Annotated in this window: 24 protein-coding genes and 1 pseudogene; 11 read left to right on the top strand and 14 right to left on the bottom strand. The window is 62.4% G+C overall.

The window, feature by feature from the left end:
• The first annotated feature begins 54 nt into the window (after positions 1-54).
• Positions 55-870 carry a nucleotidyltransferase family protein gene (locus BLP10_RS19940; protein ID WP_244510723.1) on the top strand — a complete coding sequence of 272 codons (816 nt, stop codon included), beginning with the start codon at positions 55-57 and terminating at the stop codon, positions 868-870.
• Positions 863-1,585, top strand: coding sequence for a metallophosphoesterase family protein (locus BLP10_RS19945; RefSeq protein ID WP_091138786.1), 723 nt, complete (start codon positions 863-865; stop codon positions 1,583-1,585). The genes BLP10_RS19940 and BLP10_RS19945 overlap by 8 nt, the downstream gene beginning before the upstream one ends.
• Positions 1,586-1,588: 3 nt before the next feature.
• Here the strand turns inward: BLP10_RS19945 and BLP10_RS19950 are convergent, their stop codons facing one another.
• Positions 1,589-1,810: a hypothetical protein gene (locus tag BLP10_RS19950; protein WP_091138788.1), complete on the bottom strand. Its 222-nt coding sequence runs from the start codon at positions 1,808-1,810 to the stop codon at positions 1,589-1,591.
• A 138-nt stretch (positions 1,811-1,948) separates the two neighbouring features.
• Here BLP10_RS19950 and BLP10_RS19955 point away from each other — a divergent pair, with 138 nt between their 5' ends.
• Positions 1,949-2,530, top strand: coding sequence for a type 1 glutamine amidotransferase domain-containing protein (locus tag BLP10_RS19955; RefSeq protein ID WP_091138791.1), 582 nt, complete (start codon positions 1,949-1,951; stop codon positions 2,528-2,530).
• A gap of 75 nt (positions 2,531-2,605) precedes the next feature.
• Here the strand turns inward: BLP10_RS19955 and BLP10_RS19960 are convergent, their stop codons facing one another.
• Both BLP10_RS19960 and BLP10_RS19965 read right to left on the bottom strand, forming a co-directional pair.
• Positions 2,606-3,652 carry a Tim44 domain-containing protein gene (locus BLP10_RS19960; protein WP_091138636.1) on the bottom strand — a complete coding sequence of 349 codons (1,047 nt, stop codon included), beginning with the start codon at positions 3,650-3,652 and terminating at the stop codon, positions 2,606-2,608.
• Positions 3,653-3,776: 124 nt separating this feature from the next.
• Positions 3,777-3,989 (bottom strand): annotated as a pseudogene (locus BLP10_RS19965) (DUF3072 domain-containing protein); the annotation flags it as partial.
• A 246-nt stretch (positions 3,990-4,235) separates the two neighbouring features.
• Between BLP10_RS19965 and BLP10_RS19970 the strand changes: the two are divergent.
• A complete protein-coding gene (locus BLP10_RS19970) occupies positions 4,236-5,495 on the top strand; it encodes a Y-family DNA polymerase (protein ID WP_210183646.1) in 1,260 nt (419 codons plus the stop codon).
• A gap of 123 nt (positions 5,496-5,618) precedes the next feature.
• Here the strand turns inward: BLP10_RS19970 and BLP10_RS19975 are convergent, their stop codons facing one another.
• A complete protein-coding gene (locus BLP10_RS19975) occupies positions 5,619-6,506 on the bottom strand; it encodes a branched-chain amino acid aminotransferase (RefSeq protein WP_091138644.1) in 888 nt (295 codons plus the stop codon).
• A 152-nt stretch (positions 6,507-6,658) separates the two neighbouring features.
• Here BLP10_RS19975 and BLP10_RS19980 point away from each other — a divergent pair, with 152 nt between their 5' ends.
• Genes BLP10_RS19980 through BLP10_RS19990 form a run of 3 tightly spaced genes read left to right on the top strand, consistent with a single transcriptional unit; the run spans position 6,659 to position 9,307 of the window.
• On the top strand, positions 6,659-7,186 hold the full coding sequence (locus tag BLP10_RS19980) for a MarR family winged helix-turn-helix transcriptional regulator (protein WP_091138647.1): 528 nt from the start codon (positions 6,659-6,661) through the stop codon (positions 7,184-7,186).
• A gap of 37 nt (positions 7,187-7,223) precedes the next feature.
• A complete protein-coding gene (locus BLP10_RS19985) occupies positions 7,224-7,943 on the top strand; it encodes a response regulator (protein ID WP_091138649.1) in 720 nt (239 codons plus the stop codon).
• Positions 7,940-9,307: an ATP-binding protein gene (locus tag BLP10_RS19990; protein WP_091138651.1), complete on the top strand. Its 1,368-nt coding sequence runs from the start codon at positions 7,940-7,942 to the stop codon at positions 9,305-9,307. The genes BLP10_RS19985 and BLP10_RS19990 overlap by 4 nt, the downstream gene beginning before the upstream one ends.
• Positions 9,308-9,497: 190 nt before the next feature.
• Here BLP10_RS19990 and BLP10_RS19995 read toward each other — a convergent pair whose 3' ends face one another.
• The 5 genes from BLP10_RS19995 to BLP10_RS20015 form a co-directional block, all read right to left on the bottom strand.
• Positions 9,498-9,857: a tRNA-binding protein gene (locus tag BLP10_RS19995; RefSeq protein ID WP_091138654.1), complete on the bottom strand. Its 360-nt coding sequence runs from the start codon at positions 9,855-9,857 to the stop codon at positions 9,498-9,500.
• A 16-nt stretch (positions 9,858-9,873) separates the two neighbouring features.
• Complete coding sequence (locus BLP10_RS20000) at positions 9,874-10,575, bottom strand: TetR family transcriptional regulator (RefSeq protein ID WP_091138656.1); 702 nt, start codon at positions 10,573-10,575, stop codon at positions 9,874-9,876.
• A gap of 55 nt (positions 10,576-10,630) precedes the next feature.
• On the bottom strand, positions 10,631-11,458 hold the full coding sequence (gene proC, locus BLP10_RS20005; protein ID WP_091138659.1) for a pyrroline-5-carboxylate reductase: 828 nt from the start codon (positions 11,456-11,458) through the stop codon (positions 10,631-10,633).
• Positions 11,459-11,545: 87 nt separating this feature from the next.
• Positions 11,546-12,046, bottom strand: coding sequence for a type III secretion system chaperone family protein (locus BLP10_RS20010; RefSeq protein WP_091138662.1), 501 nt, complete (start codon positions 12,044-12,046; stop codon positions 11,546-11,548).
• 246 nt (positions 12,047-12,292) lie between these two features.
• Positions 12,293-12,571 (bottom strand): accessory factor UbiK family protein, encoded by a 279-nt coding sequence (locus tag BLP10_RS20015; RefSeq protein WP_091138664.1) that lies wholly within the window; start codon positions 12,569-12,571, stop codon positions 12,293-12,295.
• Between the two features lie 136 nt (positions 12,572-12,707).
• Here BLP10_RS20015 and lgt point away from each other — a divergent pair, with 136 nt between their 5' ends.
• From lgt to pgeF, 3 genes are read left to right on the top strand one after another with little or no spacing between them, the layout of a single operon-like run.
• Positions 12,708-13,565 carry a prolipoprotein diacylglyceryl transferase gene (gene lgt, locus BLP10_RS20020; protein ID WP_091138666.1) on the top strand — a complete coding sequence of 286 codons (858 nt, stop codon included), beginning with the start codon at positions 12,708-12,710 and terminating at the stop codon, positions 13,563-13,565.
• Positions 13,562-14,635, top strand: coding sequence for a class I SAM-dependent methyltransferase (locus BLP10_RS20025; protein WP_091138668.1), 1,074 nt, complete (start codon positions 13,562-13,564; stop codon positions 14,633-14,635). The genes lgt and BLP10_RS20025 overlap by 4 nt, the downstream gene beginning before the upstream one ends.
• A 13-nt stretch (positions 14,636-14,648) precedes the next feature.
• Positions 14,649-15,416 (top strand): peptidoglycan editing factor PgeF, encoded by a 768-nt coding sequence (pgeF, locus tag BLP10_RS20030; protein WP_091138670.1) that lies wholly within the window; start codon positions 14,649-14,651, stop codon positions 15,414-15,416.
• On the opposite strand, the gene BLP10_RS20035 is transcribed toward pgeF, so the two are convergent.
• Positions 15,406-16,164 carry an SDR family oxidoreductase gene (locus BLP10_RS20035; protein WP_091138672.1) on the bottom strand — a complete coding sequence of 253 codons (759 nt, stop codon included), beginning with the start codon at positions 16,162-16,164 and terminating at the stop codon, positions 15,406-15,408. The genes pgeF and BLP10_RS20035 overlap by 11 nt on opposite strands.
• Positions 16,165-16,459: 295 nt before the next feature.
• Between BLP10_RS20035 and BLP10_RS20040 the strand changes: the two genes are divergently transcribed.
• Positions 16,460-17,116: an outer membrane protein gene (locus tag BLP10_RS20040; RefSeq protein ID WP_091138674.1), complete on the top strand. Its 657-nt coding sequence runs from the start codon at positions 16,460-16,462 to the stop codon at positions 17,114-17,116.
• Between the two features lie 56 nt (positions 17,117-17,172).
• Here the strand turns inward: BLP10_RS20040 and BLP10_RS20045 are convergent, their stop codons facing one another.
• The 4 genes from BLP10_RS20045 to BLP10_RS20060 all read right to left on the bottom strand — a co-directional run bounded on the left by BLP10_RS20045 (position 17,173) and on the right by BLP10_RS20060 (position 19,863).
• The gene (locus BLP10_RS20045) at positions 17,173-17,778 is read right to left on the bottom strand and encodes a glutathione S-transferase family protein (RefSeq protein ID WP_091138676.1); all 606 of its coding nucleotides are present in this window, start codon (positions 17,776-17,778) and stop codon (positions 17,173-17,175) included.
• Between the two features lie 65 nt (positions 17,779-17,843).
• Positions 17,844-18,692: a 23S rRNA (adenine(2030)-N(6))-methyltransferase RlmJ gene (locus BLP10_RS20050; protein ID WP_091138679.1), complete on the bottom strand. Its 849-nt coding sequence runs from the start codon at positions 18,690-18,692 to the stop codon at positions 17,844-17,846.
• Between the two features lie 59 nt (positions 18,693-18,751).
• Positions 18,752-19,414: a ribonuclease T2 family protein gene (locus BLP10_RS20055; protein ID WP_175493985.1), complete on the bottom strand. Its 663-nt coding sequence runs from the start codon at positions 19,412-19,414 to the stop codon at positions 18,752-18,754.
• The gene (locus BLP10_RS20060; protein WP_091138684.1) at positions 19,411-19,863 is read right to left on the bottom strand and encodes a hypothetical protein; all 453 of its coding nucleotides are present in this window, start codon (positions 19,861-19,863) and stop codon (positions 19,411-19,413) included. The genes BLP10_RS20055 and BLP10_RS20060 overlap by 4 nt, the downstream gene beginning before the upstream one ends.
• Between the last annotated feature and the right edge of the window lie 63 nt (positions 19,864-19,926).

The raw sequence follows: 19,926 nt of genomic DNA on the forward strand, positions 1-19,926 counted from the left end.
TGCCATAGGGTTGTCGAACGCGGGCCACCATCGGCCCCGCTTTGGATAAGGCCTATGGCAGTTCACGATCCAGACCTGACGTCGAACCCTCCCTACAGCGTCCCTGTTATGGACGCCAAGGCGGAACCGACTTTGAAATATCCTGAATCCGAGGCGTTCTATGCCGAGGCTCTGCGGGAACTGAACGAGCTCGGCCTGCCCTTCCTGCTTGCAGGAACCTATGCTCTCTCGGCCTATACCGGCATCACGCGGCCGACGAAGGATCTCGATATCTTCTGCAAGGCTGGTGACTACACGCGGGTCTTGTCGCATTTCAAAGGCCTCGGGTACTCCATTGAGATCGAGGACGAGCGCTGGCTCGGCAAAGTCTTCAAGGGCCAATATTTCTTCGATGTGATTTTTGCTTCCTCGAACGGCACCATGCCGATCGGCGATCCGTGGTTCGAGCACGCGCGACAGATCGAGGTGTTCGGCACTCCCGTGCGCATCGTGGGGCCCACCGAACTCGTCTGGTCCAAGTGCTTCATCCAGCTCCGCCATCGCTACGATGGCGCCGATGTAGCGCATACCTTTCTGAAAGCCCACGATCAGATCGACTGGCATCGCCTGCTTGCCTACATGGAAGTGCACTGGGAAGTGCTGCTGATGCACCTGCTCAACTTCCGTTGGATCTACCCGTCCGAGCGCGACAAGATTCCGAGCTGGGTCATGGACGAGTTGCTCGATCGACTGGCCAAGCAGCGCGACCTGCCTCCGCCGCAGATGAAAGTGTGCCGGGGACGGATGTTCTCGCGCGTGGATTATGAAATCGATGTGAAGCAATGGGGCTTCGCCGATGTCGGCGGCGAAGGTGAATGGCGGAATGAGTGATGTTGAGAAGACCCTGAAGGTCGCTGCCATGGGCGACCTTCACGTGCGTGAAGACAACAGCGATTCCTATCGCGAGCTGTTCGGCGAAATCTCCAAGGAAGCAGATGTTCTCGTCCTTGCAGGCGATCTGACAGACCTTGGCAAGCCGAAGGAGGCGGAGCTTCTCGCGCAGGATCTCAAGGCATGCTCGATCCCTGTCGTGGGCGTGCTCGGCAATCACGATTACGAGTGCGGCGCGCATGAAGAAGTCGCCCACATTCTGCGCGATGCGGGCATGAAGGTTCTTGACGGGCAATCGGTGGAGATCGACGGCGTCGGCTTCGTCGGCGTGAAAGGTTTCGCCGGCGGTTTCGGACGGCGCATGCTGGGCTATTTCGGCGAGCCCGCCATGAAGCAGTTCGTCAATGAAACCATGAACGAGACGCTGCGGCTCGAGAACGCCATGAGGCAGGTTCGCGCCAAGCGCTCCATGGTCATTCTCCACTACGCGCCGGTCGTTGACACCATCGAGAGCGAGCCGCTGGAGATCTATCCTTTTCTCGGCTCCTCGCGTCTGGCGGAGACCATAGACCGGTTCAAGGTGAACGCCATCGTCCACGGCCACGCCCATCGTGGCCGCTTCGAGGGGCGCACGCCCGGCGGGCAGCCGGTCTACAACGTTGCCAAGCACATCGAGAAGCCGACCGGCAAACCCTACGCGATCTTGGACATCTGATCCTTAGAACCGCGTGCCCGGCGCCGTGGGGGTGCCCGGAAGATAATCGGGCTCGGAACCCGGTCCTGTCGGATCCGTGATACCGGGATCGTTCACAGGATAAGGCGTGCGCGGACCTGTCGGGCCCGTATCCGGCATCTCATCCGGCTCGGGGCTCGGAGGCACTTCGCTCGGAATGTTTCCACCCGGAACCGGATCGTTCGTGGGCACTCCTGGATTCACCATGCTTTCCATCCTCATTGAATTGTCCGTGAACGAGGTCAACAGGCCCATGCAGATCGGGTTCCGCATAAGAGGTTTTCCGGAACCCCTGCCCCTTTCATCCGTTCCATCGCCAACCCCTGAACAACAATGGAGAATGCCATGCCTGACATCCAACAGGCCAAAATCCTCATTATGGCGACAGACGGTTTCGAGCAGTCGGAACTCATGGTGCCGCAGCAGAAGCTTTCCGAGGCCGGCGCAACGGTCGAGGTTGCCGCACCCAAATCGCGCATGAAGCCCGGTGAGATCCGCGGCTGGGACGAAAAGGATTGGGGCAAGAGCGTAAAGGTCGACAAGGATATCGAGAGCATTGATCCCTCCGCCTATGACGCGCTCGTGCTGCCCGGCGGCCAGATCAATCCCGATAAGTTGCGCATGGAGCAGAAAGCCATCGAGATCATCCGCGCATTCTACTCGTCCGGGAAAGTGGTTGCGGCCATCTGCCATGCCCCATGGCTGCTGATCGAAGCAGGCATCATCAAGGGCAAGAAATGCACGTCCTATCAATCGATCAAGACGGACGTGGCAAATGCGGGCGGCGAGTGGCGCGATGAGACGGTGGTGACCGATCAAGGCCTGATTACCAGCCGCAATCCCGGTGACCTCGATGCTTTCGTCAGCAAGATCATCGAGGAAGTTCGCGAAGGATCGCACAAGGATCGCCGTCACGCCGCCGAGTAATCCTCAGCGCTGTCGTCCAAGGAAAAAGCGGCCGGTTTTCACCGGCCGCTTTCTTGTTGATGTGGAGTGTTGTTTTTAAGCCAACTGGATCGCGGAGATCTTCCAGGAGCTACCCTGATCCCTGCGGAACGTCCAAAGCTCGGTGGCTTCCTGCGGCGTCGAGGCATCGCCTTCCACCACACGCCCGGTTGCCTTGTCGGTCAACACGTCGATCACCGAGAAGCGCATGGCGACGGTCGCATACTCGGCCGTCCCCTCACGCCACGCCTCGGACAGATCGCCCTGGAGCAGGCGCGTATCCGAGACCTTGTTCACGACACCACGCGCAGAGTAATCGTTCAGCTCTTCCTGGATGTAGCCTGCCATCTCAGGCGTGGCCATCGACCAGATCTTCTCGATATCCTGGCGCGAATAGGCATCCTGCAGCTCCACGAGCGAGCGCTCGAAGGCGGCAAAATCCTGCTCGCCGATGCCGACTTCATCGCGCACGTCCGTGCGGCGACGATTCTGCTTCAGGCCACCGAGCGCTCCGCCGAGAGCACCACCGCCGAGGCCGCCCAGGCCCCCTGCCAAGCCCCCGCCCATTCCGCCTGCGGCGGGGCGGGTGCCGTTCGTCGGAGGCACGCTGCCGCCGGCCGCCGAGCGGTTATAGCTCTGCGGACCCGCATAAGCCGGCTCCTGACGGCGGCGGAACCACTTCATGGCGAAGGAGATCAGCAGGACGATAAGGCCGACCTGGAGCAGCAGACCCATGATCGAAGCGAGGCCGCCGAGACCGCCGAAGAAGCCGTTGCCCATGAGCATGCCGAGAAGGCCAGCGCCGAAGAGGCCCGCCATGAGGCCCGTGCCGAAGCCGAAGCGACGCGGCTGTGCGACGTTCGGAGCCGGGGCGCCGGGACGGTTGAGGTTCTGGCCCTGGTTCGGAACCTGCGAGCGCTGAATGGGAGCAGCAGCCTCAGGCGCCGTCCGGGTAGCCGGAGGCGGAGAATAAGTGCGCGCGCCGCGCGAGCCGAAGCCGCCTCGGCCTCCGCCGACGCGTGCCTCGGCAGCGCTGCCGGCCAGCACCAAAGCGGCGGCCAGTGCGACCATGACGCGACTTCGGCGAGAAGCAAATTTCATCATCGTTTCGTTTCATCCCATAGGAGCATGATGCTCCGGTCTCTTATGTGGTGATGGCCCAGCTTTTGCAAAAGGGCTGAGCCATCCGAAACCAATGCTTTGTGGAGAAGAGAGATCCCAAGCGGCCTCAATGGCCTTTGTTCTGCTTGAGATTGTCGATCCGCTTCGAGGCTTCGGCCTTGTCGAGCTTCGGATCATACGCTTCAGGCTGATGCGCCTGCTCCGAGAGGGTCTTCAGATAAGAGGCTTGAGCGCCGGTCATGGGCTCGTCTCCGCTCACCCAATCCTCCGGATCCTTGATCCGGTTATCCGCTGCGTTCGGAGCGAGCTTCGGATTTTCGTCTCCGCTTGCCTACTTCGCCTTTGAAGGGTGTCCGCTAGCAGTCTTGCTGTGCGATGCCATGTGAGACTCCTATTGTTCTCTGTTTGTTCGAAAATGAGAACATCGGAATCATGCCTTTGGTTCCTCAACGGAAAGACGGGCTACCCCCAGCGGTTCGTCCCCATTATCCACAGGCCGACCGCTCGACTCACAGTCCAGCTTATGTTCTCATTTTGTTCACTCATGAAAAACAGGTGGGCAATCATGCGCAAGCCGGCTGGCCTGGAGCGGCTTTATGTGGATTTCGATTCCTTCTTCGCCAGCGCCGAGCAGCACCTGCAGCCGCATCTCCGGGGCAAGCCCATGGGCGTCATCCCCGTTGCATCCGAGCATACGGGCCTGATCGCCGTCAGCCGGGAAGCGAAAGCCCTCGGGATCAAGCGCGGCGCCACTGTGCGCGATGTGCGACGGCAGCTTCCGAACTTCATCTTCGTGAATGCGCGGCACGAGCGTTACGTGGAGCTTCACCGCACCATCGTCGAGGTGATCGAGAGCATCGTGCCGATCAAGGCCGTTTGCTCGATCGACGAGGTGGTCTGCGCTCTTCTTCCCTCCGAACAGGCGGAAGGCTTGGCTCTCGGCAGGCGCGTGAAAGACGCCATCGCCACACGGATCGGCCCGACGCTCACCTGCTCGGTGGGTCTCGGCCCGAACGACCTTCTGGCGAAGATCGCAGCCGAGGCCAACAAGCCGGACGGGCTCGCCGCCATCCGCCCCGAGGACCTGCCGGGGCCCCTGCTCTCGCTCGAGCTCACCGATATTCCCGGCATCGCGCGGGGCAACGCGGCGCGTCTGGCCCGCGCCGGCGTCACCGACATGGCCACTCTCCTGCGCCTGCAGCCCAAGGAAATGCGCCGCCTTTGGGGCAGCGTGGAAGGCGAGCGGATGTGGATGGGACTGCACGGCTATACAGTCGAGCGCCCGGAGACCCAGCGGCGCATGTTCGGGCATGGCCGCGTGCTGCCCGCCGACTGGCGGCATCTGGGCGGCGCCTATGCCGCGGCCCGGGTCCTGCTGGTGAAAGCCTCGCGCCGCATGCGCCGCGCAGGGTTCTCCGCTCGCGCTCTCGCTCTCTGGCTGACCGACAGGAACAGCGCCGGCTGGTATGGGGAGGATCGCTTTTCACCAACCTGGGACGACCCTTCACTCCTCGCATCCTTGAGCCGTCTTTTCCTCCACGCCGAGCGGGAGGACATGCGCCGCAGCCGCAGCGTTCATGTGGCGCTCTACGACCTGGTGCCCCTGAGGGACATCGAGGAGGATCTGTTCGGATACACGGCGGAAGCTCAAACGAAACGCCGGATGGAATATCTGTCCGTGATCGCCGACCGGCTCAACACCCACCACGGGCAGACCCTCAAAGGACATGCGCTTCTGCATTGGGGACCTTCCGTGGAAATCCCCGGCGGCTATGCAGGCGCGAAGATCGCCTTCAACCGCATTCCCGACGCAGAGGATTTTTGAAAATGCCCTCGTCATGCCCGCACTTTTGCAGGCATCCGGATCTTCGAACCGCCGCGCCCTCAAAATGGAAATGGCCGGGACAAGCCCGGCCATGACAAGTTCGATACGAAGAGATGGAAAGCCTTAGGCCGCCTTGGCCTTGGGCTGCACCTCTGCCGTATAATCGTCCATCAGCATCTTGGAGATGTTGCCCGGCGTGAAGGTATACGAACCGATTTCCGCCACGGGCGTCACTTCCGCCGCGCTTCCGGTGATGAAGCATTCCTGGAAACCTGACATCTCCTCCGGCATGATCCGGCGCTCGACGACTTCGAGGCCGCGGCGCTTGGCGAGGTCGATCACCGTGCGGCGCGTGATGCCATCAAGGAAGCAGTCGGCAATCGGCGTATGAATCGCGCCGTCCTTCACGAAGAACACGTTGGCGCCGGTGCATTCGGCCACGCGGCCCTGCCAATCCAGCATGAGCGCGTCGGCATATCCCTTGCGCTCCGCCTTGTGCTTCGAGATCGTGCAGATCATGTAGAGGCCGGCGGCCTTGGCGGCCGACGGCGCGGTGGCCGGATCGGGACGGCGGTACTCCGCCATGTCGACGCGAATGCCCTTCATCTTCTGGGCCGGATCGAAATAGGACGGCCATTCCCAACAGGCGATGGCGAGGTGGATCTTATTGGTCTGAGCGGCCACACCCATCATCTCGGAACCGCGCCAGGCCACCGGGCGCAGATAAGCGTCCGTCATCCCGTTCTTTTCCAGAACGAGGCGCTTGGCGGCGTCGATCTCGGCCGCGCTGTAGGGAATCTCGAAGTCGAGGATCTCGGCGGACTTTCTCAAACGCTCGGAATGCTCGGTCGACTTGAAGATCTCGCCCCCATAGGCGCGCTCACCCTCGAATACGCTCGAGCCGTAATGAAGGCCGTGCGAGAGGACATGGAGCTGCGCATCCTTCCAGGGTACGAGCTGCCCGTCGTACCAAATCCATCCATCACGTTGATCGAAGGGGGTCGCGGACATGTTTTTCTCCTAAACTGCCGACCTTTGTGGCAAACCGGGGCCGTGTAATTTCCGGTCGCATTCGTGACGTTTCAATTTCATTCATTTCACGAAAGCAGCTTGACGAGTAACAATCGTCCTGAGATATGTCAACAAGGCTGACATAAAATTGGATGAGGACGGTGCCAGACGCGATCCCGGCTTTCAAACGGCAGAGCCTCGATAAGGATATCCTGATCGAGACGCCGGCCTATGACCTGATCGAGTTGTTCTTCTTTGCCTATCGCGACTTCGTCAGCGATCCGGACAGGATTCTCGACGAGTACGGCTTCGGCCGGGCGCATCACCGGGTGCTGCACTTCGTCAGCCGCCAGCCCGGGCTGACGATTGCGGAGTTGCTCGACATCCTGAGAATCACGAAGCAGAGCCTCAACCGCGTCCTCAAGGAGCTGATCGAGAAGGACTTCATTGAAAGCCGCATGGGCACGGCCGACCGTCGCCAGCGGCTGCTCCATGCCACGCCCCAGGGGCGCGACCTTGCCCTGAAGCTCGCCAAACTCCAGACGCGCCGGATCATGCGGGCGCTGGCGGACGCGGAGCCCGAGGCCAAGGAGGCGATCAGCCGGTACCTCCTGTGCCTCATCGACTCCGATGACCGCACGCATGTGCAGCAGCTCGTATTCGGGCCGGATAAAACCTGATAAAGCAGGGGGCCGTTCAACAATCGCCCCGGAGCCCATGGAAGCGACCCGCATCGATATTCCCGACCACGCCCCCCACGTCCTCGTGGTGGATGACGACCGTCGTCTGCGCGACCTTCTCACGCGCTTTCTGTCAGAGAACGGCTATCGGGTGACGGCGGCCTCGAGCGCGGCGGAGGCCCGCTCCATCGCCGGGAGCTTCGTGTTCGACGCTCTCGTGCTCGATGTGATGATGCCGGGGGAGTCCGGGTTCGATTATGCCCGCAGCATCCGCGCCACTTCGCAGGTGCCGATCCTGATGCTGACCGCGCGCGCGGATACGTCCGACCGGGTCACCGGCCTCGAGATCGGCGCGGACGATTATCTCCCCAAGCCTTTCGAGCCGCGGGAGCTTCTGCTTCGCCTCGGCAACATTCTCAAGCGTGCGATTCCCATCGCAGGCGCATCGGCCGGCGACGCGCCGGAGATTATCCATTTCGGCCCCTTCTCCTTCCGCTTCGACCGCGGCGAGCTTCGGCGCGGCGATGAAGTCGTGCGCATCACGGAGCGTGAGCGCGAGATTCTGACGATCCTCGGCTCGGCCACCGGCGATAACGTTCCGCGCGAAGCGCTTTCCGGCAACGGCGCCGCCGCGAACGAGCGTACCGTGGACGTGCAGATCAACCGCCTGCGCCGCAAGATCGAGGTGGATCCTGCCAATCCGCTTCTCCTGCAGACCGTGCGCGGCATCGGCTATCGCCTCGTGATTGATCGATGAAAATCGGCGCGGCTCTTCACTACACGCCACTCGACCGGGGGATGCGCTGGCTCGGCAGGTTCCTGCCGAAGGGGCTTTATGCGCGCGCGCTCATCATCATCATCGCGCCGGTCATACTGCTGCAATCCGTCGTCGCCTATGTGTTCATGGAGCGGCATTACGAATTAGTGACGCGCCGCCTCTCCTCCGCCGTGACGGCGGACATCGCGGCCTTGATCCAGATCTACGAAAGCTATCCGCAGGACAGGGAAGCGACGACGCTCACTCGCATCGCGTCCGAGAGCCTGCAGCTCGATGTGGACATCCTGCACAACACGGACCTGCCGCCGCCGGGCCCCAAACCGTTCTTCTCGGTTCTCGACGAGACCCTCTCCAACGAGTTGCGCCGCCAGATCGACCGCCCTTACTGGCTCGATACGGTGGGACGTTCCAACTATGTGGAAGTCCGCATCAAGCTCAACCAGGACACCGTCATGCGCGTGCTGGCGCGGCGGAGTCAGGCTTACGCGTCGAACTCGCACATCTTCCTCGTCTGGATGGGCGGCTCGTCCTTCGTGCTGCTCGGCATCGCCATCCTGTTTCTGCGCAACCAGATCCGGCCGATCCTGAGGCTTGCGGAAGCGGCCGAAGCGCTGGGCAAGGGACGCGAGATCGAGTTCCGTCCGCGCGGTGCGCGCGAAGTGCGTCAGGCCGGTCATGCGTTCCTTGAGATGAAGCGGCGCATCGAGCGCAACATGGAACAGCGCACGACGATGCTCAACGGCGTCAGTCACGATCTGCGCACCATTCTCACGCGCTTCAAACTGTCTCTCGCGCTCATGCAGCAGGGCCCTGAGATCGAAGACCTCAAGCGCGACGTGGACGAAATGAGCCGCATGCTCGAAGGCTATCTCGCCTTCGCGCGCGGCGAAGGGGGTGATGCGGGCGAAACGGCGTGCGAAACGGATTTGCGCCAGCTTCTGGAAGAAGCGCAGTCCGATGCGGAGCGTCAGGGCCATGTGACGGAGCTCGACATCGTGGGCGACCCGATCATTACGGTTCGCCCGGATGCCTTCAGGCGCCTCCTCTTCAATCTCGTTTCCAACGCGGCCCGTCATGGCGACCGGATCGAGATTTCGGCCAATCACGAAACGCGCTGGCTCACCCTGCATGTGGACGATGACGGACCGGGCATTCCGGCCGACTTGCGCGAGGAGGTGTTCAAGCCCTTCGTGCGCCTCGATGAAGCGCGCAACCAGGATGAAGGCGGCTCGGGCCTGGGCCTTGCAATCGCCCGCGACATCGCGCGCTCGCACGGCGGCGACATCTCGCTCACTGAGAGCCCGCTCGGCGGCTTGCGCGCAACGGTGCGGCTGCCTGCTTAGCTTTTCTCGAAGAGTGTCATACCGGGGCGGCGAAGCAGAACCCGGGATCGTGTGCAGGATGAAGCGAGAGAGCCGTGCGCCTTCCTTCAACCGTCGGGACTATGGTTTTGCGCCCGCGCGGGAATGGCATGAAGCTATATTCTGAAGCCGATCCCGGATCTTCGCTGCGCTTCGTCCGGGATGACGCTTGTCAGTACAAGCGCCCGCCCACCGGCACATCCTTATCGGGCCGAATGAGCATCACGTCGCCGTTCGCGTCCGGCACGCCGAGCGTCAGCACCTCGGACATGAAGGGGCCGATCTGGCGTGGTGGGAAATTCACGACCGCGAGCACCAATGTGCCGACGAGTTCTTCCATCGCATGGTTCACCGTGATCTGCGCGGATGAGCGCTTGGTGCCGATCTCAGATCCGAAATCGATGGTGAGCTTGTAAGCGGGCTTGCGAGCCTGCGGGAAAGGTTCCGCGGCGGTGATGCGTCCGACGCGGATATCGACTTTCAGAAAATCGTCGAACGTGATCGTCGGCGTCAGCGATTGTGCCTGATCCATGATGCCCCTCGATTGATCAGATCGCAGCGGCGGGATTATCCGCATCGCCTTCGCCCGTTTCCCGGCGCTCGCGCCGCGCTGAGCGGCGGCCTTCCCTGAATGCGCGTCCGACGGCCCGCAGGGGAGCGGTGAGGCGGCGCAGGTCTTCCGCGCCTTCCATCACACGCTCGCCGCGCCGCAATTCGCGATCAAGCCGCGCCATGGTCTTGGCAAGCGCCGGATCGTCATCGTCGAGCCAAGTGCGCATGGTCTTGGAATAAACCGCCACGGCGCCCTGCAGCTTGAGCGTCCCGAGCGGTCCTTCGGTGTTGATGCCTGCGGCCGCCAGCATGAAGCGCATCGAGTTGACGGCCACCTGATGAAGAGCGGCCAAGGACAGCGGATCGAACTGCATGTCGCGATAGATCCGCCGGAGCGCCTCCTTGTAGGGCTCAAGCGCGTCGAAGCGGCGCATGATGACGTCGAAGATGCGCTCACGCGCTGGTTCCCCCGCGAGATCGTCCGTCGTCTCTTCCAATACCTTGCGATCGATCTGGCGCGAAAGGCCGCCGAGCACCGCGCCCTTGGAGGGAAAGAGATCGCGGAACTCCGCGAGCGTGACGCCTGCGGCGCGCGCGATATCGTTGATCTCGATTTCGTTCCAGGCGCGCGTGGCGGCAAGCCACATCAGGGCATCGATGATGGCCTTGCGCTTGTCGAAAGGGGCTTCCAGCGTCATGGCATTCTCCTGAACATGCAATCCACCGAGTGATGTAGGCGCCAAATCCCTTCTGTCAGCCCGCAAGCTCTTCAGCACGGCGCTTGGCTGCCGCGACGGCTTCGCGCATCAGGCTCCTGAGTCCATCGGGATCGCGCATGAGCACCTCGAGCGCCGCCGCCGTGGTGCCGCCGGGCGATGTCACGTTCTGCCGCAGGGTCGCGGGCGGCAGATCGCTCTGGAACAGCAATTCGCCTGCTCCCGTCACCGTGGCGCGCGCAAGGCGCTGCGCGAGTTCCGGCGGCAATCCTGCGGCAGCGCCCGCTTCCGCGAGGCATTCCACGAGATGGAACACGTAGGCCGGACCGGAACCGGACACGGCCGTCACCGCGTCGATCAGATCCTCCGACGGCAGCCATTCGACGATGCCGTTGCTCGCCAGCAGCGCATCGGCCATGAGACGCTGCGTCTCGCTCACCTCCGCATTCGCCGCAGCACCCGTTGCGCCGCGCCCGATGCTGGCGGGCAGGTTCGGCATGGCGCGCACGATGGCGGATGCAGCAGGCACCCTGCCTTTCAGATCGCCGATCGTCTTGCCGGCGAGAATCGAAATGATGAGCGAGTGCGGTCCGAGATAGGTGTTCAGCGCAGAAGCGGCCTCGTCCAGCATCTGCGGCTTGATGGCGAGAACGAGCACATCGGCAGGTGACGGATGGGCGGGATTGAGCGCAATCCCCTTTTCCGAGCAGAAGCGCGTCATCTCTTCGGAAGGGCGCGGATCGACCACGGTCATGCCGGAAGGCTTCATGCCGACCTTCAGCCAGCCTTCCAGCATGGAGCCGCCCATCTTGCCGGCCCCGACAAGAATGAGTGACGAGGGAAGGTGTTGAGCATCGTTGGGCATGAAAAGATATCCGGCGTGTGAATGAAGCGAGGGCCGCTACTATTCACAAGCCACCCTGCCCTGTCGAGGCTCGGATATTGTTAAGCCTCAGGCCTCGCCTTCGGTCTCGAAGAGCACGCTGTCGAGCGCCTCGCGCGCCGACTTGCCGGCCCAGATCACGAACTGGAAAGCCTGGAAGTAGCGCTCGCAGGCCTCCACCGCCACGCGCAGCATGGTCTCGCATTGGCCCTGCGTCGGATCGGCGCCGCCTGCCAGCAGCAGGGAGTGGCGGAACATCACCACGTTCTCCGTGCTCCACAGGTCGAAATGGCCGACCCAGAGCTGCTCGTTGATGAACGAGATGAGCTGGAGCACGTCCTGCCGGCGGCGCTCGGGCACCTTCAGGTCGAAGGCGCAGGCCACGTGGAGGGCCTCGACATCCTCAATCCAGGTGAAGGCGATATCGTAATCGGCCCAGCGCCCGGCCACAGAAACCGACAATTCGTCAGCCTCGGCACGATCGAAGATCCAATGACGCAAGGAAGCGAGCCTCTCGAGAACGTCGAGAGGGTGCTCCAGGCGATCAATTTCGATGTGATGCTGAGACATGGCGATCCAAAAAACTTATTGGCCTGAATTATGGTAAACATAGCCAGGCAATAACATTAGATAATTCAGGCAATATTTGAGAAGGACCTCCCGAATACATTACAGAATTCAGGATTCTTGTCACGTCAGGCCCGAATCAGCTCATGAATCACCGTCTTAGATTTTGACTCTCGCCACAATGCACCTTCCGGACCTGTCCACAACAGGAGGGATGCATTGTAAGCAGAGCAGCCTACCTCAAAAGGTTTAGGTGGCGGTGGAACCGGCGGCGCCGCCCTGGGCGAGCTTGTCCTCCAGAGCCTTCAGGCGGGCCTCCAGACGCTCGTTTTCGGCGCGGGCGGCCAACACCATCTCGCGCAGCACCTCCACCTCCTCGCGGGTGGCGACGTCCATGTCCTTGATCAGGCGTTCGAATTGGCTGCGGACGACGGTTTCGACCTCGCGCCTGACGCCCTGCGCCGCACCTGCGGCATCGGTGGCGAAGCGGGCGAGTTCATCGAAGATCCGATTGGAGGATTGGGTCATGTTTTGAGGTCCACACCATTCGAGAGGCCAGAGAGCCCCGGAAAAGCAGATGTGGGCGCATTTTCGTGAAACTGCAACAGGGTTGACGATCCATCCCCACAGGGTCCAATGGCGGGATGTTCACTGAAGGGCCGATATGACTCTGTCATTTCCCATACTCGATCCCGTCGCCTTCTCCATCGGCCCCTTCGCGATCCGATGGTACGCCCTCGCCTATGTAGCGGGCCTTCTGGGCGGCTGGTTCTATGCCAAGCGCCTGGCCGCCAGGGCCGAGCTGTGGGGCCCTCTGCGCCAGCCGAAGCCGACGGATATCGACGATCTGATCGTCTGGGTGGCGCTGGGCGTCGTTCTCGGCGGCCGCATCGGTTACGTGCTGTTCTACAATTTCAGCGCCTATCTCCAGAACCCGCTCGAAGCGCTGGCCGTCTGGCATGGGGGCATGTCGTTCCACGGCGGCTTCCTGGGCGCGGTGCTCGCCCTCGTGTTCTTTGCCCGCTCGCGCTCGCTCAACCCTCTCGCGATGCTCGACATGGCAGCCGTGGTGACGCCCATCGGGCTGTTCTTCGGGCGCATCGCCAATTTCATCAATGGCGAACTCTGGGGCCGTCCCGCTCCCGATTTTCCCTATGCGGTCGTGTTCCCGCATGCCGGCCCCCTGCCCCGGCATCCGAGCCAGCTTTATGAAGCCTTCGGTGAAGGCCTGCTGCTGTTCATCGTCATGGTGATCGCCGTGCGGATGTTCGGCTTCAGGCGGCCGGGCCTGCTCGGCGGCATCTTCGTGCTGGGTTACGCGATAGCCCGCATCGTCTGCGAGTTCTTCCGCGAGCCCGATGCGCAGTTGGGCTTCCTCTTCGGCTCGTCCGTTGGGGCCCTGGGCGGCGGCATCACCATGGGCATGCTGCTCTCGGTGCCGATGGCGCTTGTCGGTGCGGCCTTCATCGTCATGGCGGTGCGCGGCTACACGCGGCCCGCGAAGACCGTCGAGGCTGCATGACAGCTCTCGACAGGCATGTGCGTGAGTTGATCGCCTTTGAGGGGCCGATCACGGTCGAACGCTACATGGGCCTGTGCCTCCAGCATTATTATGCCACGCGCGATCCGCTGGGCGCGGGCGGCGACTTCACCACCGCGCCCGAGATCAGCCAGATGTTCGGAGAGCTGATCGGCCTTTGGATGCTGGAAGTCTGGAACAGCATGGGCCGGCCTGCTCCCGTACATCTCGTGGAGCTGGGGCCGGGACGCGGCACGCTGATGGCCGATCTTCTCCGCGCCACGAAGCTGCTGCCCGATTTCGCGAATGCCGTGCAGGTGCATCTTGTGGAGACAAGCCCCGTTCTGAAGCAGAAGCAGCAAGCGACGCTCGCGTCATCGGGCCTGCCGGTTCAGTGGCATGAGCGTTTGGAGGATGTGCCGGAAGGGTCGCTGCTTCTGGTCGCCAACGAGTTCTTCGATGCCCTCCCCGTCCGCCAGTTCATCGCCACGGAGCGCGGCTGGTGCGAACGGCTCGTGGGGCTCGAGGGCGAGAGCCTGATCTTCGGCCTGCGCGCCGAGGCAGAGCAAGCACTGGGTCAGATCCTGCGCATCGGCGATGTGCTCGAATGGCCCGCCATGTCCATCGACATCATGCAGGAACTCTCGCGCAGGATCGCGCAAAACATGGGTGCGGCCCTCATCATCGATTACGGCTATTGGGGCCCGGCCTTCGGCGACACGCTGCAGGCATTGAAGAAGCACCTTTATGTCGATCCGCTCACGCAATCGGGCGAAGCCGATCTCACCACTCATGTGGATTTTCACCGTCTCGCGCAGGCTGCCGCCGCTCAAGGACTTCAGGCTCATGGCCCTGCCTCGCAAGGCGACTTCCTCACGGCGCTCGGCATCGAAGCGCGCGCGACCTCTCTCAAGAAGCGCGCGACCCATGCGCAAAGCGCCGACATCGATGCCGCCCTCGCGCGGCTCACGGAGCGCGGCGAAAAAGGCATGGGAGAGCTCTTTAAGGTTTTAGCCGTTACCCATAACGGTCTCGAAGCCGTTCCCGGATTGCTGCCCCTGTCCTCTTCCTGAAGTTTTTCGCATCATGCTCATTCAAGCCCCTACCCTCTCCGCATCTTCCGGCATCCGGCACGCCTTCTTCACGCGACAGGGCGGCGTGTCGGAGGGCATCTATGCGTCACTCAACGGAGGCATCGGCTCATCGGACGAGACCGAGCGCGTGAAGGAAAATCGCCGCCGCATGGCGCAGGCTCTGCACGTCAAACCCGATGCGCTGATCAGCGTGTATCAGGTGCATTCACCCGATGCGGTTCTCGTGGAAGGTCCCTGGGGACCTGAGCGCCCGAAGGCCGATGCCATGGTGACGAAAGTGCCGGGCCTTGCGCTTGCCATCACCACGGCGGATTGCGGGCCCGTGTTGTTCGCCGATGCCGAGAGCGGCGTGATCGGCGCGGCTCATGCGGGCTGGCGTGGCGCGGTGACGGGCGTTCTCGAATCCACCATCACCGCCATGGAGAATCTCGGCGCGCAGCGCAGCAGGATCGTCGCGGTACTCGGACCTACGATCAGCCAGAAGGCCTACGAAGTCGGCCCTGAATTCGTGCAGCGCTTCGCGGAGGAAGCACCGGGGCACGAGCGCTTCTTCAAAGCCAGCGAGAAGCCGGATCATGCTATGTTCGATCTTCCCGGCTTCATCGGCGCACGCCTGAATGCGGCTGGGATCGGCGGGTTCACCGATCTGGGTCTCTGCACCTATTCCGATGAGGAGCGGTTCTTCAGCTATCGCCGCACCACCCATCGCAAGGAGCCCGATTACGGGCGCCTGATTTCGGCGATCGCGCTCACTCCTTGATGCCGGCGACGTCAGGCGTCTCCCAGGCGAGATGCTGGCCGCCATCGACGGCGATCATCTGGCCCGTGACGCTACGCGCATTCGCAAGATACACGACAGCCTCTGCAATCTCCTCCGGCGTGCCGCCATGTCCGAGCAGCACGGCCCGCGCCTGCTTTCCGAAATCCTCGTCGCCCTGACGCTCGTTCGCCAGGGTAGGACCGGGGCCGATAGCGTTCACGCGGATGCGCGGCGCAAGCGCCTGCGCCATGGTCTGCGTTGCCGTGAATAAAGCCGCCTTGGTCAGCGTGTAGGAGAAGAATTGCGGCGTGAGCTTCCACACGCGCTGATCGACGATGTTGACGATGGAGCCCTGCCCGTCCGGCGGAAGCTGTTTTGCGAAATCGCGTGCAAGAAACATCGGCGCGCGCAGATTCACGGCGAAGTGCCGGTCCCAGCGATCCAGAGAGAGAGTTTCGACCTCGTCCGGCTCGAATTCGGATGCATTGTTGACGAGAAGGGTCAGCGGGCCGCTGAGCGCGTTTGCGGCATCGCTGACCAGACGGTCGACGGCGGAAACATCGGCAAGGTCGCCGCGCACCACGCCGGCGCGGCCGCCCGCGGCCTTGATCCGCTCCGCCATCTCTTCGGCCACATCGGTCGAGCGGCGGCAGTGAATGGCAACACCGTAGCCCTCCCGCGCGAGGCGCTCGACGATGCTCCGGCCGATTCTTTTCGCGCCGCCGGTGACCAGTGCAATCTTGTTCATTTTCGACCTCTTGAATCGTTACGATGCGGCGTCACTTGAGTCATTTGCCAAGAAAATGACATTTTTCACTCGTCGAAGTGAACTTACTGCCTAGTTATGCGTTGTGGACTCCAGCGAGGCCATAAGGGGAAAGCAAAAGCTCATCGCCACATTACCGCCACAGTACCTTTCGGTAGCTGTGGTTGTCATGTCACAGCCCTCGCCAGGTTGTCGCTCTATAAATGGGTAGTACGCCGTTGGGACCAGGAGTTCTCTGGAGCCGGCGGAGTATGACATCGATAAGGAAAGAGAAACTATGAAGAAGATTCTTCTCGCTAGCGTTGCTCTGTTCGGCTTCGCCGGGGTTGCTTCGGCTGCGGACCTGCCCGTGCGTTCCGCCCCTCCGGCTCCGATCGTGGCAGCTGCCCCGATCTTCACGTGGACGGGCTTCTACGTCGGTGTGAACGCCGGCGCTGCTTTCAACGCCAATGACGACGACGGTATCGTGTTCGGCGACACCACGTTCTTCGGCGACAGCGACGACGACGCCAGCTTCATCGGCGGCGCCCAGGTTGGCTACAACTACCAGATGGGTTCGTTCGTGGTCGGTGTTGAAGGCGACCTGCAGTGGGCCGACTTCGGCAGCACCACCTACGACTTCGGTCCGGCTGGCGTTTACACCGCCGATTCCGACGATTGGTTCGGCACGGCTCGCGTTCGCGCCGGTGTGGCCTTCGACCGCGCCCTGCTCTACGCAACCGGCGGCTTCGCCTTCACCGACAACCGCAGCGGCTGGACCGTCGGCGGTGGTCTCGAGTACGCCATCACCAACAACCTCTCGGCTAAGGTCGAAGGTCTGTACGTGAACCTCGAAGACGACGACGTGACCTTCAACGGCACGACCTTCAGCACCGGCGAGACCGACTTCGGTGTGGTCCGCGCTGGTCTGAACTTCCGCTTCGGCACCTACTAAGATCCATCGCTTCGGCAATAGAAGAAGGCCCGGGGTTTTCCCGGGCCTTTTTTATTTTACGGCGTCACCTTGGTTTTCGCGAAAGCCGGAACGCGCGCTTCGAAATCGGCAAGCCACGCCACGAGCTTCGGGTGCGTCTCGCGCCAGCTGCCTGCAAAGCGCAGATCGAGATAGCCGAGCGCGCAGGCCAGCGCGATATGACCGATATGAAGCGTGCCTGCGGGCGTCGAGAGATGCGCCTCCGCATAGGCGAGCCCCCGCTCCACCTTGCCGGCCTGATGATCGACCCATTTGGGCTCGTGCTTATCTGCGCTCCGGAAGCGGCCCTCATAGACCTGCAGCAGAGCTGCATCCGCAATGCCGTCAGCGAGCGCCATCTCGCGCAGGGCCATGAAACGCGCTTCCCCTGCCGGATAGATGCGTCCGCCGCCTGCCAGGAAATCGAGATATTCCACGATCACGCGGGAATCGTAGAGCGCCTCACCATTCTCCAGAATAAGGGCGGGGATCTTACCGAGCGGGTTCTGCTGCCGCAGATTGTCCTCGGGGTTCAGGGTATCCGCGTCCACGATCTGGATGCGTTCGGAAAGACCGAGGAGGGAAGCCGCGATCTTGACCTTGCGACCGAAGGGCGATGCGGGAGACGAACGAAGAACGAGCATGGACGCTTCCTAACGAACAGAGAGGCCGCATTCATGGACCCTCTCCGCGGAAGCGGCAATGCATCTTAAGCCGGAGGACCGAAGGCTTCACAGCGATAGCCGCCGTAGCCGCTGCGCGAGAGGCGCTCGGCAAGGGCCGGCAGAAGAACTTCCGCCTCGTCCTTCAGCGACCAGGGCGGATTGATGACGAAGAGGCCGCTGCCGTTGAGGCGGGACGGGTCGCGGGGATCGTCCACATAGAGTTCGAGCCGGAGCCCGGGACGCGGGCTCTGCTCGTTGAGCCGCGCAGCCACCGCATCGACCGCGTCGACATCCTTGATCGGATACCAGCCCGCATAAACGCCCGTCGGCCATTTCCTGAGCGCCGTCAGAAGCTCGCTGCCCAGCCTTTCGAGTTCCCCGGTTTTCTCGTAAGGTGGATCGATCAGAACAAGCCCGCGCTTCTCCTTGGGCGGGATGAGCGCATGCAGCGCCGTCCAGCCGTCCAGATGCATCACCTTCAGGTTCGACACCGCGTTGAAGGCCTCTCTCAGCACCTCGTAATCGGCTGGATGCAGTTCCACGAGCACGCCGCGATCCTGACGCCGCAGCAATTCACGCACGATGCCGGGGGAGCCGGGATAGATGGTCTCGCCATGCCGGGCGCGCACATCGGCGATCACCTTGCGATAAGGGGCGAGCACGTCCTCGACTTCGGCCGGAAAAGGCTCGTCGAGACGTCCGACGCCCTCTACCCATTCCCCGGTCCGCTCGGCCTCGTCAGCCGTTAGATCATAGAGCCCGATGCCCGCATGGGTGTCGATGACGCGCAGGGGCGTGTCCTTACGCTGCAGATAGGCGAGGATACGCACGAGGAGCGCGTGCTTCATGACGTCGGCGAAATTGCCGGCGTGAAAGGCGTGTCGGTAATTCATTCCGCATGTCTAGCGCATCGGGCGCAAAAGTGGACCCGGTTTTGCGCCCGATGGATGCCTTACTGCACCGCCGGAATCGCAATCTCGCCTGAGCGGCATCCATCGCGGTCGACTTCGGGGCATTGGCGGAAATTGCGCAGATCCTTGTCGAGGCAGATCCGGACCTCCCGAAGGATCCGCCGCCCGCAGGAGATGGCAATCATGTCGGGCCGGAGGCCGGGATTGACGCTCATGAAAGCCCGCTCGATCTCGCTCGGCAGAACCTTCGAGCGATCTCTCATGGCCTTGAAGCTCTCGGGAACGCGCACCCTCTCCCGGGCGCGCTGAACAGCCTTGAAATAGCCGCTGGGGCTCTCCCCGGTGCATGTTCCGTGCTTGCGCCATTGGTAGCGGGCCAGATTGCCGTCCGGGAATATGCCCTCGGCCTCATTCATCGCCGTTGAGGGGACGAAGCGTCCACTCGGCTCGCAGAAGCTCGGATAGCCCTGCTCGTTCTGCGGCCAGAGGCCGTGCACGACGAAGCCGAGATTGCTGCCGGGCTCGCATTGCCGGTTCTTACGGCCGCTAATTTCGCAGAAGCCGGGCGACCAGGACAGGGCAAGGACGTAGAAGTCGAATTGCCCCATGGGGGCTCCCCTCGCCTCACGCGGCGATTGCGCCGCGACAGGGAGCGAGAGCAGAAGGCACGCGCCCACGAGGGCGAGACCCCGTTTCAGGATCAAGGAGCAGCCTGCTTGCAGTGGGGCGCATAGGCATAGTGGCGGTCGAAGCCGTCCACGCAGGAATCAGTGCTCCAGCCGATGCCGAGGAAACCGAGGTCCTCCCGGATCGAGAAGTTCACCTTGTGCCGATAGCCGTCGGACACGATGACGGTGCCGGTGCAAAAGCGGCGGGGGATATAATCGAGGCCCCACGGACGCCAAGCGACCTGACGAACCTGCTCGAAGCTCAGAATCTGAGCGGTGGAGTTCCAGAAACGGCGCTCCTTGTTCGCGAAATTCATGGCGATGTTGTTGAGAACCGCCGGGTCCGCGCAGGCCGGCAGACCGGCATCGTAGTCTCTCAGGGAGAGCTCGTGCGATCTTTCCCGCCGCTCAGCCGGGGTTATCTCACGCGAGAGCGCCGGTGCGCTCAACACCATGCAAGAGATAAGAGCCGCCAGCCACTTCATTCTACTGCTCCAAGGGATAGACCGATTTATGTAACATCGACCATGTGGGCGATGACGGAGAAG

Origin of the sequence: Microvirga guangxiensis (assembly GCF_900102135.1) — a bacterium.
GTDB lineage: Bacteria > Pseudomonadota > Alphaproteobacteria > Rhizobiales > Beijerinckiaceae > Microvirga > Microvirga guangxiensis.

What these genes read in the sequence shown, in the direction of transcription:
- pgeF (WP_091138670.1), top strand. Translation starts at nt 14,649, where the DNA reads ATGCTCATTCAAGCCCCTACCCTCTCCGCATCTTCCGGCATCCGGCAC.
- BLP10_RS19985 (WP_091138649.1), top strand. Translation starts at nt 7,224, where the DNA reads ATGGAAGCGACCCGCATCGATATTCCCGACCACGCCCCCCACGTCCTC.
- BLP10_RS19940 (WP_244510723.1), top strand. Translation starts at nt 55, where the DNA reads ATGGCAGTTCACGATCCAGACCTGACGTCGAACCCTCCCTACAGCGTC.
- BLP10_RS20060 (WP_091138684.1), bottom strand. Translation starts at nt 19,863, where the DNA reads ATGAAGTGGCTGGCGGCTCTTATCTCTTGCATGGTGTTGAGCGCACCG.
- BLP10_RS19960 (WP_091138636.1), bottom strand. Translation starts at nt 3,652, where the DNA reads ATGATGAAATTTGCTTCTCGCCGAAGTCGCGTCATGGTCGCACTGGCC.
- BLP10_RS19945 (WP_091138786.1), top strand. Translation starts at nt 863, where the DNA reads ATGAGTGATGTTGAGAAGACCCTGAAGGTCGCTGCCATGGGCGACCTT.
- BLP10_RS19950 (WP_091138788.1), bottom strand. Translation starts at nt 1,810, where the DNA reads ATGGTGAATCCAGGAGTGCCCACGAACGATCCGGTTCCGGGTGGAAAC.
- lgt (WP_091138666.1), top strand. Translation starts at nt 12,708, where the DNA reads ATGACTCTGTCATTTCCCATACTCGATCCCGTCGCCTTCTCCATCGGC.
- BLP10_RS19975 (WP_091138644.1), bottom strand. Translation starts at nt 6,506, where the DNA reads ATGTCCGCGACCCCCTTCGATCAACGTGATGGATGGATTTGGTACGAC.
- BLP10_RS20025 (WP_091138668.1), top strand. Translation starts at nt 13,562, where the DNA reads ATGACAGCTCTCGACAGGCATGTGCGTGAGTTGATCGCCTTTGAGGGG.
- BLP10_RS20015 (WP_091138664.1), bottom strand. Translation starts at nt 12,571, where the DNA reads ATGACCCAATCCTCCAATCGGATCTTCGATGAACTCGCCCGCTTCGCC.
- BLP10_RS20035 (WP_091138672.1), bottom strand. Translation starts at nt 16,164, where the DNA reads ATGAACAAGATTGCACTGGTCACCGGCGGCGCGAAAAGAATCGGCCGG.
- BLP10_RS20045 (WP_091138676.1), bottom strand. Translation starts at nt 17,778, where the DNA reads ATGCTCGTTCTTCGTTCGTCTCCCGCATCGCCCTTCGGTCGCAAGGTC.
- BLP10_RS20010 (WP_091138662.1), bottom strand. Translation starts at nt 12,046, where the DNA reads ATGTCTCAGCATCACATCGAAATTGATCGCCTGGAGCACCCTCTCGAC.
- BLP10_RS20000 (WP_091138656.1), bottom strand. Translation starts at nt 10,575, where the DNA reads ATGACGCTGGAAGCCCCTTTCGACAAGCGCAAGGCCATCATCGATGCC.
- proC (WP_091138659.1), bottom strand. Translation starts at nt 11,458, where the DNA reads ATGCCCAACGATGCTCAACACCTTCCCTCGTCACTCATTCTTGTCGGG.
- BLP10_RS19995 (WP_091138654.1), bottom strand. Translation starts at nt 9,857, where the DNA reads ATGGATCAGGCACAATCGCTGACGCCGACGATCACGTTCGACGATTTT.
- BLP10_RS19970 (WP_210183646.1), top strand. Translation starts at nt 4,236, where the DNA reads ATGCGCAAGCCGGCTGGCCTGGAGCGGCTTTATGTGGATTTCGATTCC.
- BLP10_RS19955 (WP_091138791.1), top strand. Translation starts at nt 1,949, where the DNA reads ATGCCTGACATCCAACAGGCCAAAATCCTCATTATGGCGACAGACGGT.
- BLP10_RS20040 (WP_091138674.1), top strand. Translation starts at nt 16,460, where the DNA reads ATGAAGAAGATTCTTCTCGCTAGCGTTGCTCTGTTCGGCTTCGCCGGG.
- BLP10_RS19990 (WP_091138651.1), top strand. Translation starts at nt 7,940, where the DNA reads ATGAAAATCGGCGCGGCTCTTCACTACACGCCACTCGACCGGGGGATG.
- BLP10_RS20050 (WP_091138679.1), bottom strand. Translation starts at nt 18,692, where the DNA reads ATGAATTACCGACACGCCTTTCACGCCGGCAATTTCGCCGACGTCATG.
- BLP10_RS19980 (WP_091138647.1), top strand. Translation starts at nt 6,659, where the DNA reads ATGAGGACGGTGCCAGACGCGATCCCGGCTTTCAAACGGCAGAGCCTC.